Source organism: Roseovarius sp. TE539, assembly GCF_003298505.1.
Lineage (GTDB): Bacteria > Pseudomonadota > Alphaproteobacteria > Rhodobacterales > Rhodobacteraceae > Roseovarius.
The window spans coordinates 14,601-28,220 of the sequence record NZ_QNGB01000025.1; the positions used below are offsets into that span (position 1 = coordinate 14,601).

Consider the following 13,620-nt stretch of genomic DNA (forward strand, 5'->3'; position numbering starts at 1 on the left):
CACCGGGGTTTCTCCGGGGCCGCAGGGATGCATTACGAGGCCGGCACCTGCCCGGGCAGACGGTGCCGGCCTGTTTCGTGTTGGATCAGAAGCCCGCCTTGATCTCTTCGAAGGTCGAATTCATCTTGGTTTCCCATTCCTGGGTCTGCGGGATCTGGAAGTGACCGGCATTCAGGATATCGCTGGGATTGCTGCTCAGCCCGAGACTGACCAGCGTTTCCTCATCGAACTGTTCGAACGATCTCGCGTTGGAGTGACCGTATCCATAATCGTTGATCATGAACTTGCCCGATTCCACGCTCAGCAGGGAATCGATGACGTCATAGGCCCGATCGAGATTCGGCGCGTCCTTGTGGACCATCAGACCGCAAACCCATGTCAGGGCGCCTTCCTTGGGGGACGCGAACTTGACGGGCACGTCTTCCGCCTTGAGCAGCGTGGCTGAACTGTTCCACGTCATCGCGGCCACCATTTCGCCCGAGGCCAACGCCTGTTCCAGCGTCGTGGTGTCGTCAGTATAGGTGCGGATCAGCGGGCGCTGTTTCCGCATAACCGCCGCGATCTTGTCAAATGCCTCCGGTGTGTCCAGGTTCTCGAAATCCACGCCGGCCTTGATGGCACCGACCCACCAGGCATCCCCGCCCGAGGCAAGACTGCCCAGACGGCCCTTGTAACGCTCGTCCCAAAGCATGTCCCAGCTTTCCTCGCCCTCAAGCTCGTAGAGGTCGGTTCGATAGGTGATCGAGGTCTGTCCCCAGTCGAAGGGCGCCAGCCATACATTGCCGCCTTCCGCGTCATTGCCGGGCATGTTCACCAGATCGGGCATGACATCCGCCCAGTTGGACAGGCGTGATGTGTCGATCGGCTGGAAAAGACCCGTCTTCACCCAGCGTGGCAAGGCCTGGTTGCAAGGATGCGAGACATCTACAACGAAACCGCCACGCATTTTGGTCAGGGCCTCCTCGGAGCCGCCGAAAACCGAAAAGTTCGGCAGGTCGCCGTGCTTTTCCTTGTAAGGCACGAACAGCTCGGGGATATCGTAACCACCCCAGGTGAAATAGGTGGCGTGATCTTCCGAGGCGGCGCCGGCCATGCGCGATGTCAGAGGCAACGACATCACGCCGACCCCCGCGCCCAGCAATGACCTTGTAAAGGCGCGCCGGCTCATCTTGCCTTCCTTGAGTGATCCCAGTTGATCGAGGATATCCATGATTGGTCGTCTCCCTGTTGTTAAGCCGGCTCGCACCGGCTGAATTTCGCTCGGCAACGCTTCGCGGCTGCCTTTTGCGGTGCGCTCCGATTGCGGATTGTCACACCGGAATATCCGGAACAGCACCCTGACCAGCCCATCCGGATGGCCGCGCACTATTTGAATATTCATTCATTGAATGGCTTGATTTCCCCTTGGAGTCAACAAAACCTTTCAATGCGGCATGGCGTCGCTGACCGCAGATCAGGAAATCTCTGCCTCCAGCCCGCGCAGAATGACATCAAGGCCGAAATCGAAATCAGCGTCCGTGTCGGAGCGTCCAATCTCGTCAATCAGGCTTTTCATGACAGGAAAGTCACCATCCGACAGGCTGCGGGCAAACGCCTCCCGGTCGGTCGGATCGAAGGGCTCCAGCCAGCCCGTGATCTCGTCCACGGCGAAGGCTTCGGTGTAGGTCAACAAGAGCCGGACCGCCCGCACGGTCTTCTGCGGCGGAAACCCGGCCCGTTGAAGGGTCGCGTGAAAGGCTTCTTGCACCCGGTGTTCTGCCGGTATCCAGTCCTCGTACAGTTCATAGACGCGAAACGCGCCGGGGTGACGGCGGGCCAGCAGGCGCAGACCGTTGCAAAGTTTGCGGAGATCCTCGCGCCAGTCCGGGCCCGGGGCAGGTACGTCGTAAGTTTCCATCAATGCCTGCAGGACATCCTTTATCAGGGCCCCTCGGTTCGCGTGGTAGTGATAAAGGGCCATGGGATCGACCCCCAGGTCAGCCGCGAGCTTGCGCATGCTGAATGCTTTCTCGCCTTCCCTGTCCAACAGCCGCATCGCTGCTTCGACGATGCAATCCCGCGATAGGCGGCCCCGTCCTGCCATGTACATACCTCCTTCGCGTTGACTTTTTCTACGGTGTAGAGTAAAAGCCTTCTACGCCGTAGAGTAATTATATGGGAGATGCCCGATGTCGTCACGCCTCAAGATAACCGCCACCGCACCGCTCGGCCGCCGTGAATTCGTATCCCTTTGCGGGGCCGGGCTTCTGGCTCCGGCGGCGGCCCGCGCACAAGGCGGCTTCTCCTCCAATCCCGATGTCGTGATCATCGGCGCCGGGGCCGCCGGGATCGCAGCGGCCCATGGTTTGCGTGAGGCCGGGATCGACTACGCTCATATCGAGTCTGCATCGCGCGTGGGCGGCCGCGCCCACACCGAAACCCACAGCTTCGGCATCCCGCATGACAGGGGCGCGCACTGGGTCCAGAACCAGACGCGCAACCCCTATTTCAATCGCGCCAAGGCCAGCCCGCACCGCTTCTACAAGGCGCCGGAGGTCTTTGATATCTACACCGCCGATCGCCCCGCCACGGAAAGCGAGACCGAGGCGCTCTGGTCCATCTGGGACAGGGTGGAAGGGGCCATCGGAAAGGCGGGGCGGCGAGGCCGCGATGTTTCACCTGCCGAAGTCGCACCCCTGGACGGAGATTGGGCACGCACCGCGCATTTCGGCATCGGCCCCTGGGAAATGGGCAAAGACATGGACGATTTTTCCTGTACTGACTGGTGGAACTCCGCCGACAGCGTCGACTGTTATTGTGCCGCCGGGTATGGAACCCTGGTGACGGATCATGCGCGGGGTCTGCCGGTTGTCCTCGACACGCCTGCCACGCGTATCCGCTGGGGCGGTCCCGGCGTCGAAGTGGAGACACCCCGCGGCACACTCAGGGCCAAGGCGGTGATCATCACGGTATCGACCGGGGTGCTCGCCGCCGAGGGCATCACTTTCGACCCGCCCCTGCCGGAGGACAAGCAGGCATCGTTCCATGCGATTCGCATGGGCGATTACAACCACATCACCCTGCGTTTCTCGGAAGACATCTTCGGGATGGGTGAAGATGGTTACGTTCTTCATCAAGTGGATGAAAGCGACGAGGCTTTCGGCGCGTTGACCAATGCAAGCGGTACGGGACTGGCCTATTGCGACGTCGGAGGGCGGTTCGCACGCGACCTTGAAAAGGCCGGACCCGCGGCCGCGCGGGATTTTGTCCTGGGCAAGTTGCGCGACATGATCGGCAGCGACGTGGACCGCTACCTGACCGGCAGTGCCGTCACCGAATGGAGCAGCGACCCGCATGTCCGCGGCTGCTACGCCTCGGCGGTGCCCGGTGGCCATCCCATGCGCAAGGTGCTGCGCGCACCCGTGGCCGATCGGATCTTCTTCGCCGGCGAGGCCTGCCACCCGGACCTCTGGGCCACGGTTGGCGGCGCCGACATTTCCGGCACCCGAACGGCTATCGCAGTGACACGCGCGGTTTCAGGCTGACCAGACAGCAAGAGCCTCGGAACGCACCGCCAGACCGGCCTTTCCGCCCGCTGAGATTGCGTCACGGCGCGCCGACCTCATCGTGCCATTGTAGAGGCCGGCCTCGAAGTGCGTTCCAATTCCCGGTATGGAAACCGGAAAACGACGTGAAACTGCCTGTGACCCTGAACGACACGGCGGCCGGCACCGCCGATCCTGTCATCGACGCACCTGCCGAATTCAAGAGGGCACCCAACGCCCCAACGACGGACTGCCTGCAGCAAAACTGCTGCGCCATCAGAATTCTGAACGAATACCCACCGAAAGCGCCGTTTCTTCAACTTCGAAGCGGCTGATATTGGAACGGCTCTGCTCGTGGGTCAGGGATATCGCGGGCACGAAACCCATGTAGTTGACGCTTTTCAGCGTCGCCGTGATGCGGGCAAAGACCGACTCGTCCCGGCGCCCGCCAGGCACCGCGATGAAGCCGATCCGGAAACGATCATAGTCAAGGCTGCTCACCCCCAAGCTGAAATCCAGATCCACCAGGCCGGGCTGCCGCGACGGGCGATAGCTTGCAATCGCGCTCCACTGGGTGAAGCTGCGGTTCACACCGTCGCTGTCGGCGTCGCGAAGCTGCAGCCGCAGCCCCAGATCTCCCTCTTCGCCAATCGACCGGGTGATACCCGCGAAGGCACTGTAGACAGAGGTATCCGCATTTCGTCCGGCTTCGTCGCGCTGCCCCTGGATCTCGACGCCCAGTGCCCAGGCCAGCCGCGGGCTCGCCCTGTGGTGGCGCTGAACGCCGAGGCGGGCGAAATCATAGAGGGGATCACCACCGTACCACGTCCGCCCTGCCCCCAGGTCCAGCCGCCAGGTGATCGCCGGCCCCTGCGCCAGAAGTTGACGCAAACCCGCTTCGGCTGTGGTGGACGACAGATCCCCGCCGTCAAGCCCCCCCACACTGTCCGACAGGTGGACACGGCGGCTGTGCAGCCGCCAGGTGGTCCGGGTCTCGCGGCCCTCGCCCTGCGCCAGCCGGTACGATCCGATAAAATGCGCGGTCGCGATCACACCCTCGAGCGCCTGCGCCGACGGGCTCAGCAGGCCCACGACCGGCACCCCGTCGATCACGTTCAGGGGGCTCGACGCGCCGTTATTGACATTATCCGACGGCGTGACCGACGCCCGCAGATTGAACCGCAGCGGATTGCGGTGCCTGACCGCGCGATAGGACCTGATCGTCGCGTCACGGGTCACGTCGTCCGGGGCGTGATTCACCGCCCGCCGGAGCCAGAACTGCGACCCGGTGAAACGCGTGTCGGCATAGCTCAGGCGGGCCGCCAACTGCGCGGCCTGAAAGCGTTGTTCCGGGGTCCGGGCATGCCAGTAGGCGCGGGCCGCCTTGTGTTCCGCCGCGCGCCAGGCTTCCGCCTGCGCCAGCGCAAGTGCCTGGTAGAAATGTGCATGGGGGTTGCGCCGGTCCGCCTGCTGCAACCCTTCGCCCAGCTCATAGGCCAGCCTCGGCCGGCCCGACGCAAGTGCCGCCTCGGCCATGGCATGTGCCTCCGGCAGGCTCATGGTTACAGGCTCGGCGCGGGCCGAAGGGATACCTGCGGCGAGAAGGCAGATCAGGGCGGCGGTGCGCCACATATCACGGCGAGCCGGCGTCGGGATTCACATTCGCGCAAACAGGTGACGAAACCGCCGAACCACACTGATCGAGTACGAAGATACCTCGTTCCAGCTCATTTTCGAATCCGACCGGGTTACTCACGCCATCAAACTCTTCCAGGTTTATCACCCCGGCCAATCCGTCCGAATCCGGCCCGCCAAAGACGCCGCCATATCCACCAATTCCAACGAAATCGGTGGTATTGGATCGTGGATCGCCGGTTTCATACTCGACGCCGCCCTCGAAGGTTCCGTTTCCTGCGATATCGGTCACGACCAGGACCAATGAAGGCAGCTCTTGCCCTATCTCGACAATCTTACGCCTGACGATGTTCCCCTCAACACGATTGTCGGCAAAATCGGCATTCACGAACGCCTCGCCACTGACCGTAAGAGCCTGGGGAATGACCAGCTCGTCCGGAACGTCAGGACCAGTAATCTCCTTCAGGTCTGATCCGTTGACGTCGCCGATATTGGTCACGCCAACATAATTGCCGGCATAGCTGACAAGGCCGCTGCTCGAGGTGACCTCCGGCTTGTCGAAATTGCCGTCGCGTTCGAACGTCGCCCCGAAAAAGGAGCGGTTTCGCGGCCCGGGGCTGCCTGCAACCACGGCACGCACCGCGCCGCTGTTGTTGGACTGTGCTGCATAGGCCGTGAAATGCCGGTCAAGGGGATCCTCCTGAACCGTGAATGCCAAGTAGTTCCCGCGATCCAGCGAAGACTTCCTTTTATATTCGGCGGTGAATGGCACTTCGTCGAGGTTCACCCCTTCGATGGTCAACGTTTCGGCGTCAGGATCGAATATCGCGTTGCGCACCTGACCGGCCAGGTTGGCTGGAACTGTGACCGCCGTGTTTATCGCCTCGCTGCCGCCCGCCTCGTCACCGCCGCCATTGGCATCACCGCCCCCGGCGTCGCCGTTATCCGCACCACCACCATCGGCGCCGGCGGTTTCACTCTCCTTGAACGGGTTCGAGCCGCTGTCACAACCGCCCAATAGGGCGAAGGCCAAAAGACCTGCCGCGATCTGTTTCATGATGAGACTGCCCTCAATCTGCTCGTTTTTATCGTATTTTTCCACAAAGTCTTTGATTTCGCGGTCCAAGTCAATCACGGAGTGCGCCACCGGGCGCCCATCAGCGTCAGGTGTGGCCTTGTGGCCCGGGCCGCCTGTCGCGCTGTTCCTGCGGACCTACCGGATGAACGGCGCGTCAGTGCCTGTGAATTCGAGGCCGGGATCTTTAAATATTCGTTTTCTCGAATATATGATCCGAACCTTCGGGACGAATCGCATGAACAGACGATATACACGGGCACAGACCGGCCGACCGCCGCCGCCGAGAACGAAAAGGAGCCGACCCGCATGATCACGGAATTCACGCCCCTACAGTCACTTTTCGGCGGTGCCCTGATCGGCACCGCGAGCGTGCTGCTGATGCTGACGCTGGGCCGCGTAATGGGCGCGACCGGCATTTTGTCAGGATTTCTTCAACCAGAGTCGCGGCCCGACTGGACTTGGCGCGCGGCCGTGCTGGCCGGGATGGTCACGGCACCGGGCGCGATGCTGCTTTTGACCGGCCGGTTGCCGGAAATCGCGGTGCCGGTGAGCATGCCGATGATGATCGCGGGCGGTTTCATCGTTGGTCTCGGCGTTACGTTCGGCGCGGGCTGCACCAGCGGCCACGGCGTCTGCGGCATGGCGCGGCTGTCGCGGCGGTCCATTGCCGCCACCCTGACCTTCATGACCTTCACCGCCGGCACGGTTTTCGTGATCCGCCACGTGATCGGAGGCTGACCTGATGACGCGCCTTCTCACAACCTACTTCATCGGCCTTCTGTTCGGGCTCGGAATCGTGATCTCGGGCATGGCAAATCCTGCCAAGGTTCTGAATTTCTTCGACTTCGCAGGAAACTGGGATCCGTCTCTCATTTTCGTCATGGGCGGTGCACTGGTCGTGACATTCTTCGGCTACCGCCTTGTCTTCGGCCGGGCGGCACATGCCCCCGTGATGGGCGAACGTTACCAACTGCCCACCGGCACCCGGCTGGACATCCGATTGATCGGAGGTTCTGCGCTCTTCGGCGTGGGCTGGGGTATCGCGGGGTTCTGCCCGGGCGGGGCATTGCCCGCGATCGGCACCCTGAACCCGGCCGTGCTGACATTCGTCGCCGCCCTCGTGGCCGGTATCCTCTGCGCCAAGGCGCTCCGCAACCTGACCAACCCTGCCGCGGCGGAGGCGCCGCGGCCCCAGACCAGCCCGAAAGGATGAGGAGATCATGAAGGACACCCCCGTTACCATGACCGTCAAGCCCGAGGTCGAGGCTTTCTTCGACGACGCGACCAACACCATCTCCTACATCGTGAAGGATCCAGCGTCGCAAAGCTGTGCGATCGTCGATTCCGTGATGGACATCGACTATGCCGCCGGTCGCATCACCTTCGACCACGCGGACACCATGATTGACAGGGTCCGCGAACGCGGTCTCGATCTGGAATGGATCATAGAAACCCACGTCCATGCCGATCACCTTTCCGCCGCGCCATACATACAGGAAAAGCTGGGCGGGAAAATCGGCATCGGGGCGAAGATCATCCTCGTGCAGGACACGTTCGGCAAGGTCTTCAACGAAGGCACCGAATTCCAGCGCGACGGCAGCCAGTTCGACGCCCTGTTCGAGGACGGCGATACCTACATGATCGGCACGATGCCGGCCTTCGCGATCTACACACCCGGCCACACCCCGGCCTGCATGACCCATGTCATCGGCGACGCGGCCTTCGTGGGCGATACGCTGTTCATGCCGGATGGCGGCTCCGCCCGGGCAGACTTTCCCGGCGGGGATGCCGGCACCCTCTATGACAGTATCCAGAAGGTTCTGGCCCTGCCGGACGACATGCGACTGTTCATGTGCCATGATTACGGGCCCGGCGGACGTGACATCGCCTGGGAAACAACCGTTGCCGAAGAGAAGGCGCGCAACATTCATGTGGGTGGCGGAAAGACCCGCGAGGAGTTCATACGCTTCCGAACCGAACGCGATGCACAACTTGCCATGCCGCGGCTCATCATCCCTTCGCTGCAGGTGAACATGCGCGCTGGCGACATTCCGAAGGATCACGACGGCAACCCGATGCTCAAGGTTCCGGTGAACAAGCTCTGACAGGAAAACCCGGCCAGACCGAAAGGCCGGTCACGCCCCACCCGTAATGTGCAGGTCTGCGCTCGGCAGGCCGCCAATCCCCGTTTGCGCCCGCCCCTTGCGCCAGAGACACCAGCATGACCCGCATTCTCGCCCGCCACCTGCCGATCCTGACATGGGGCCGCACCTATGGTCGGGAAACGTTTGTCAGCGATATGATCGCCGCAGTGATCGTGACGATCATGCTGATCCCGCAATCACTGGCCTACGCCCTGCTTGCCGGGTTGCCACCCGAGGCGGGCATCTACGCCTCAATCGTTCCGATCCTGATCTATTCGGTCCTCGGCACGTCGCGCTCTCTGGCCGTGGGACCAGTGGCGGTGGTGTCGCTGATGACCGCCGCCGCAATTGGCGATGTGGCTCAGCAAGGCACGGCCGGCTATGCCGCTGCCGCCCTGACCCTCGCGGCGCTGTCAGGCGGAATTCTGCTGATCCTCGGGCTGTTCCGGCTGGGATTTCTGGCCAACTTTCTTTCGCACCCGGTGATATCGGGATTCATCAACGCAACCGGTATCCTGATTGCCCTCGGCCAGTTCCGGCACCTGCTCGGGATCGACGCCTCTGGCCACACCCTGCCACACCTTGTCCAGGGTCTCTGGCAACAGCTGGGCAACACGCATTGGATCACCCTGCTGATCGGCGCCGGCGCCACGGGGTTTCTGTTCTGGGCGAGGAGCGGGCTGAAACCGCTTCTGCTGGGAGTTGGGCTGGCACCCCGGGCCGCTGAAATCATGACACGGGCAGGCCCGGTGGCGGCGGTGATCGTGACCACGGCCGTGACCGCTCTTTTCGGGTTGGACAAGGCCGGCGTGAAAATCGTGGGGGCGGTGCCGCAAGCCCTGCCGCCCTTCACTATACCGGACAGCTCGACCGATCTGGTCACGGCGCTTCTCGTTCCGGCGCTGATGATCTCGATCATCGGATTCGTCGAATCAATCTCGGTCGCCCAGACACTGGCAGCCCGCAAACGCCAGCGGATCGACCCCGACCAGGAACTCATCGGTCTGGGCGCGGCCAATCTTGGGGCGGCCTTCACAGGCGGTTATCCTGTCACCGGGGGCTTCGCGCGGTCGGTTGTCAATTTCGATGCGGGAGCCGAAACTCCCGCCGCCGGGGCGTTCACCGCCATCGGCCTCGCGATTGCCGCCGTGGCCCTGACGCCGCTGATCCATTTTCTGCCCAAGGCCACGCTGGCGGCGACGATCATCGTCGCGGTGCTCAGCCTGGTGGATCTGTCGGTACTGAAACGCGCCTGGATCTTCTCGCGGGCCGATTTCGCGGCGGTGCTTTCGACGGGTCTGGTGACACTTGGATTCGGGGTCGAGGCGGGCGTGTCCGCGGGGGTGGCCCTGTCAATCGCCTTGCACCTTTACAAGACGTCACGACCCCATGTTGCCGAAGTGGGCCGGGTTCCCGGAACCGAGCATTTTCGCAATATCCGGCGCCATGATGTTGTTACCGATCCCGCCCTCCTGACGCTGCGGGTGGATGAAAGCCTCTATTTCGCCAATGCGCGCTTTCTGGAGGATTACATCGCCAACCGGGTGTCCGAAGATAGCGGTCTGAAAGACGTGATCCTTCAGTTTACGGCAGTGAACGAAGTGGACATGTCGGCGCTAGAAAGCCTCGAAGCCATCAATGAACGGCTTCGGGCTATGGGGATCGGGCTGCATCTGTCGGAGGTGAAAGGCCCGGTGATGGACCGTCTGCGCCGCAGTCATTTCCTTGAAGACATGAGCGGCGACGTGTTCCTGACCCAGTTCGAGGCATGGTCGCACCTGACCAGCCCACAGGCCCAGCCGACCGGATAGACGCCGCGCTCTCTGGCATCCGGCGCGCATCTGGCCTATCTGCACCTGCATGCGCACCGTCCTGACCGCCCTCAGCCAGATCGACCGGCTTTCCGTCGACACCATCATCGACGTCCGCGCCCCCTCGGAATACGCCGAGGACCACATGCCCGGGGCGATCAACCTTCCCGCTTTGTCGGACGAGGAGCGCGCCGAAGTCGGCACGATCTACGTTCAGGATGATCGGTTTCGGGCCCGCCGCATCGGGGCCGCGCATGTGGCACGCAATGTGGCCGCGCATCTTGAAGGGGCGTTATCCGGCCATGACGGAAGCTGGCGGCCCCTCGTCTATTGCTGGCGCGGGGGGCAGCGGTCTGGCGCCTTCGCCTCTATCCTCAGCGAGATCGGATGGCGCACCTCGGTTCTTGAGGGGGGATATCGCAGCTACCGGCGGCTTGTTGCAGAGATGATGCACGACACCCCGCTGCAGGTGCGCCCGGTGATCCTGGACGGCAACACCGGCACCGCAAAGACCCGTATCCTGCAACTTCTTGCAGGGAATGGCTGGCAGGTGATCGATCTTGAAGGTCTTGCAAATCATCGCGGATCGGCGCTTGGTGCGCGCCGCGAGACACAGCCCTGCCAGAAGCTTTTCGAGGGCATGATCGCGCAGCGCCTGGCCAGGTTCGACCCTGCGAAACCAGTCATCGTCGAGGCGGAATCCAGCCGTGTCGGCACCCTGAACGTGCCACCCGCCCTCTGGTCGGCCATGAAGAGTGCCCCACGAGTGCTTCTCAGCGCGCCGCAAGCGGAGCGCGCGCGCTATCTTGCACGCAGCTATGTCGACATCACCGCTGACCACGCGGCCCTCGCCGCGCGGCTGGACCTGCTGCGCGGGATCCGGGGACATGCGGTGGTGGACCGATGGCAGGGCCTGGCCCGCAACGGCGCGTTCGAACAGTTGGCCCTGGAACTTGTGCAGGTGCATTACGACGCAGGCTATGACCGTGCCCGCCGGCACATGGCCGGGCCCGACGCGGCCGTGTCGCTGGATGATCTTTCGGAAGACGGGCTGACGGCCGCCCTGCCCCGCATCTCTGCGGCCCTCGAACGGGCCGGAATCAACGCAGGCGGATAACCGGCGCTCCGTCCTCGATCTCTCCGATCCGCGCCGCGGCGCCGCCGGCACTCCGCAACTCCCCCAGGATCCTCATGGCATCATCTGCCGGCACCGCGGCCAGAAAACCGCCCGCGGTTTGCGGATCGTGCAGGATCTCGACGGTGGCGTCCTTCGCACCGGTGATGCGCGGCCCGGCATGGCCCGCATTTGCCGCGTGCAGGGATGCGCGCCACCCCGCCTCCAGCAGCGCCTCCGCGCCCGCAAGCCGCGGCACCGCGTCAATATCCAGAACCGCACCGCACCCGCTGGCCTCGCACAGGGCCAGGAGGTGGCCGGCCAGGCCGAAACCGGTGACATCTGTCATCGCATGCGCCCCGCGCAGCGCCGCAGCTTCGCGCAGCGGCACATGCTCCATGGCCGCATAGGCGTCATTGACGATCCCGGCATCGGCGGAATGGGCCATTTCGGCAGCAAGAATTACGCCCGTCCCCAAGGCCTTGGTCAGTATCAGCGCATCGCCAGGCCGGGCGCCATCCAGCCCGATCAATGGCCCGTCGGCCAGCCCGGTCACCGTGAATCCAAGACCGGCCTCGGCGCCCTGCGATGTATGCCCGCCGACGATCCCGGCCCCCGCCTCGGCCATGACCTGCCCGGCGGCTGTCATGACCTCGCGCAAGCTGCGCGCCTGAAGACTTTCCGACATGCGCGGCAGGATCACGTTGGCCAGCGCGGCCTGCGGTGCTGCACCCATGGCCCAGACATCACCAAGCGCGTGAATGGCGGCGATCCGCGCGAACCGCCACGGGTCATCGGTGAAGGCACGAAGATGATCGGTGCTGAGAACCTGAACCTGGCCACCGATAACAAGGCTGCCCGCGTCATCACCGATGCCGCTCAGGATATCGTCACGCGAAGTCTGCAAGATCCCGTCAAGCGCCTCCGACAGCGCCGCCGGCCCCACCTTCGCACCGCACCCGCCACAGAGCATCGGATCCCCGGAATATGCCTCGCGCGCCCCGAACGCGGCCTCTCGTGGCGGTTCGGGCGGCGCCATGCGGGGCAGATCGCGGAATTTCTCCATGAACTTGCGGTCTATCCGGTCCTTCCAGTTCCACATGAACGGCAGTGAAATGGCGATGCCGCCCTTGTCGGCCACCGCTGCCCGTCCCCCCAGCGACACGAGCTTCAGGAAATCGCGTTGCGGTCGGAACCGGCGCATGGTTCCCCCGGCCAACGCCACGCGAAGATTGTGATGCAGCACCGGTGCCGCGCGCACGGCATAAACCCCGGCCTTCGGCCGTGGCGCATGGGCCAGATGCGCACAGTCACCCGCGGCAAAGACCGCATCGTCACCCGCGGATTGCAGGGTGTCCCCGACGCTCAGGAATCCGTCCCGAAGGTCCAGCCCGGTCCGCTGCAGCCAGTCCCACGGACGCGCGCCCGCGGCCCCGACGACCAGCCCCGACTGCAGCTTTTCGCCACGGGAAAGGCGCAGCCCGTCGGCCTCGACCGCGTCGACCTGCACGCCCGCGCGCATTCCGACGCCAAGATCGCGCATCTTGCGTTCCAGGGCGCGGCGCGTGCCTCCGGCGACATCGCGCAGGGGTGTGGCCGCCTCGACCACGGTCACGACCGCCCGCGGGCCGGCGATGCCGCGAAGCGCATGCGCCATCGCAAGCGAAAGTTCCGCGCCGGCCACACCGCCACCGATAACCGTAGCCAGCGGCGCCACGGTGCCCGCCTCGACCTGCCGCAAGAAAGCCCGCCAGCGCACGGCGAACGGACCCATCGGTTTCACCGCAACGGCGTGTTCGGAAAATCCCGGAATCTCGTCCATGCACGAGGTGATGCCGACATCCACCGACAGCACGTCGTAGGCGATGTCGCCACGCCCTTCGACTTGCACGCGCCGCGCCGACGTGTCGATGCCCGCCGCACGGCCCTGCACCAACCGCGCCCCGGCAAAACGCGCAAGGCGAACAAGGTCGATATCCAGCTCCTCGCGGCGATAGTGCCCGGCAACATAGCCCGGCAACATGCCCGTGTAGGGCGCCTTGGCACTCGGGTCTATGACGGTCACACGCACACCGGGCAGCGGCGCCATGGCCCATTCCCGCAGCACCAGCGCATGGGCATGCCCGCCCCCGACAAGAACAAGATCGCGTGTCAGCGGCAGAACGGCATCCATCTCCAACAGTCCCGGCTTGGCTCGACTCGTCCCGAGATAGATACCACCAGCCCCGGAATGGCAACCGCCCCGGGATCGCGGATCCGTGATCGCCCCGCCCGCGACGGCTTGAGGAAAATCAGTTTCGCAAGATCACCAGAC

At 63.9% G+C, this 13,620-nt stretch carries 11 protein-coding genes; 6 read left to right on the forward strand and 5 right to left on the reverse strand.

The annotated features are described in order from the left end of the window. Positions 1-85 precede the first annotated feature (85 nt). Together DQW77_RS14060 and DQW77_RS14065 are read right to left on the reverse strand one after the other, a co-directional pair. The gene (locus DQW77_RS14060; protein WP_113258866.1) at positions 86-1,210 is read right to left on the reverse strand and encodes a PotD/PotF family extracellular solute-binding protein; all 1,125 of its coding nucleotides are present in this window, start codon (positions 1,208-1,210) and stop codon (positions 86-88) included. 243 nt (positions 1,211-1,453) lie between these two features. Then, positions 1,454-2,083 carry a TetR/AcrR family transcriptional regulator gene (locus DQW77_RS14065; protein WP_181711278.1) on the reverse strand — a complete coding sequence of 210 codons (630 nt, stop codon included), beginning with the start codon at positions 2,081-2,083 and terminating at the stop codon, positions 1,454-1,456. Positions 2,084-2,168: 85 nt separating this feature from the next. On the opposite strand from DQW77_RS14065, the gene DQW77_RS14070 reads away from it, so the two are divergent. Then, positions 2,169-3,524, forward strand: coding sequence for an FAD-dependent oxidoreductase (locus DQW77_RS14070; protein WP_113258868.1), 1,356 nt, complete (start codon positions 2,169-2,171; stop codon positions 3,522-3,524). Positions 3,525-3,800: 276 nt separating this feature from the next. On the opposite strand, the gene DQW77_RS14075 is transcribed toward DQW77_RS14070, so the two are convergent. Both DQW77_RS14075 and DQW77_RS14080 read right to left on the reverse strand, forming a co-directional pair. Beyond that, entirely contained in the window at positions 3,801-5,156 is a 1,356-nt protein-coding gene (locus DQW77_RS14075) for a hypothetical protein (protein ID WP_113258869.1), read from the reverse strand. Position 5,157: 1 nt separating this feature from the next. After that, complete coding sequence (locus DQW77_RS14080) at positions 5,158-6,294, reverse strand: hypothetical protein (protein ID WP_147094980.1); 1,137 nt, start codon at positions 6,292-6,294, stop codon at positions 5,158-5,160. A 249-nt stretch (positions 6,295-6,543) separates the two neighbouring features. Here DQW77_RS14080 and DQW77_RS14085 point away from each other — a divergent pair, with 249 nt between their 5' ends. The 5 genes from DQW77_RS14085 to mnmH all read left to right on the forward strand — a co-directional run bounded on the left by DQW77_RS14085 (position 6,544) and on the right by mnmH (position 11,309). Beyond that, a complete protein-coding gene (locus tag DQW77_RS14085; RefSeq protein ID WP_113258894.1) occupies positions 6,544-6,975 on the forward strand; it encodes a YeeE/YedE family protein in 432 nt (143 codons plus the stop codon). Between the two features lie 4 nt (positions 6,976-6,979). Next, positions 6,980-7,450: a YeeE/YedE family protein gene (locus DQW77_RS14090; protein ID WP_113258871.1), complete on the forward strand. Its 471-nt coding sequence runs from the start codon at positions 6,980-6,982 to the stop codon at positions 7,448-7,450. Between the two features lie 7 nt (positions 7,451-7,457). Further along, entirely contained in the window at positions 7,458-8,342 is an 885-nt protein-coding gene (locus DQW77_RS14095; protein ID WP_113258872.1) for an MBL fold metallo-hydrolase, read from the forward strand. 116 nt (positions 8,343-8,458) lie between these two features. After that, entirely contained in the window at positions 8,459-10,192 is a 1,734-nt protein-coding gene (locus tag DQW77_RS14100) for a SulP family inorganic anion transporter (protein WP_113258873.1), read from the forward strand. 49 nt (positions 10,193-10,241) lie between these two features. Beyond that, on the forward strand, positions 10,242-11,309 hold the full coding sequence (gene mnmH, locus DQW77_RS14105) for a tRNA 2-selenouridine(34) synthase MnmH (protein WP_113258874.1): 1,068 nt from the start codon (positions 10,242-10,244) through the stop codon (positions 11,307-11,309). Here the strand turns inward: mnmH and selD are convergent. Beyond that, positions 11,293-13,479, reverse strand: a complete 2,187-nt coding sequence (gene selD / locus DQW77_RS14110; RefSeq protein ID WP_113258875.1) for a selenide, water dikinase SelD — start codon at positions 13,477-13,479, stop codon at positions 11,293-11,295. The genes mnmH and selD overlap by 17 nt on opposite strands. Between the last annotated feature and the right edge of the window lie 141 nt (positions 13,480-13,620).

Excerpts from the sequence above, each read along its gene's own strand:
- DQW77_RS14060 (WP_113258866.1), bottom strand. The coding sequence starts at position 1,210 with ATGGATATCCTCGATCAACTGGGATCACTCAAGGAAGGCAAGATGAGC.
- DQW77_RS14065 (WP_181711278.1), bottom strand. The coding sequence starts at position 2,083 with ATGGCAGGACGGGGCCGCCTATCGCGGGATTGCATCGTCGAAGCAGCG.
- DQW77_RS14070 (WP_113258868.1), top strand. The coding sequence starts at position 2,169 with ATGTCGTCACGCCTCAAGATAACCGCCACCGCACCGCTCGGCCGCCGT.
- DQW77_RS14075 (WP_113258869.1), bottom strand. The coding sequence starts at position 5,156 with ATGTGGCGCACCGCCGCCCTGATCTGCCTTCTCGCCGCAGGTATCCCT.
- DQW77_RS14085 (WP_113258894.1), top strand. The coding sequence starts at position 6,544 with ATGATCACGGAATTCACGCCCCTACAGTCACTTTTCGGCGGTGCCCTG.
- DQW77_RS14090 (WP_113258871.1), top strand. The coding sequence starts at position 6,980 with ATGACGCGCCTTCTCACAACCTACTTCATCGGCCTTCTGTTCGGGCTC.
- DQW77_RS14095 (WP_113258872.1), top strand. The coding sequence starts at position 7,458 with ATGAAGGACACCCCCGTTACCATGACCGTCAAGCCCGAGGTCGAGGCT.
- DQW77_RS14100 (WP_113258873.1), top strand. The coding sequence starts at position 8,459 with ATGACCCGCATTCTCGCCCGCCACCTGCCGATCCTGACATGGGGCCGC.
- mnmH (WP_113258874.1), top strand. The coding sequence starts at position 10,242 with ATGCGCACCGTCCTGACCGCCCTCAGCCAGATCGACCGGCTTTCCGTC.
- selD (WP_113258875.1), bottom strand. The coding sequence starts at position 13,479 with ATGGATGCCGTTCTGCCGCTGACACGCGATCTTGTTCTTGTCGGGGGC.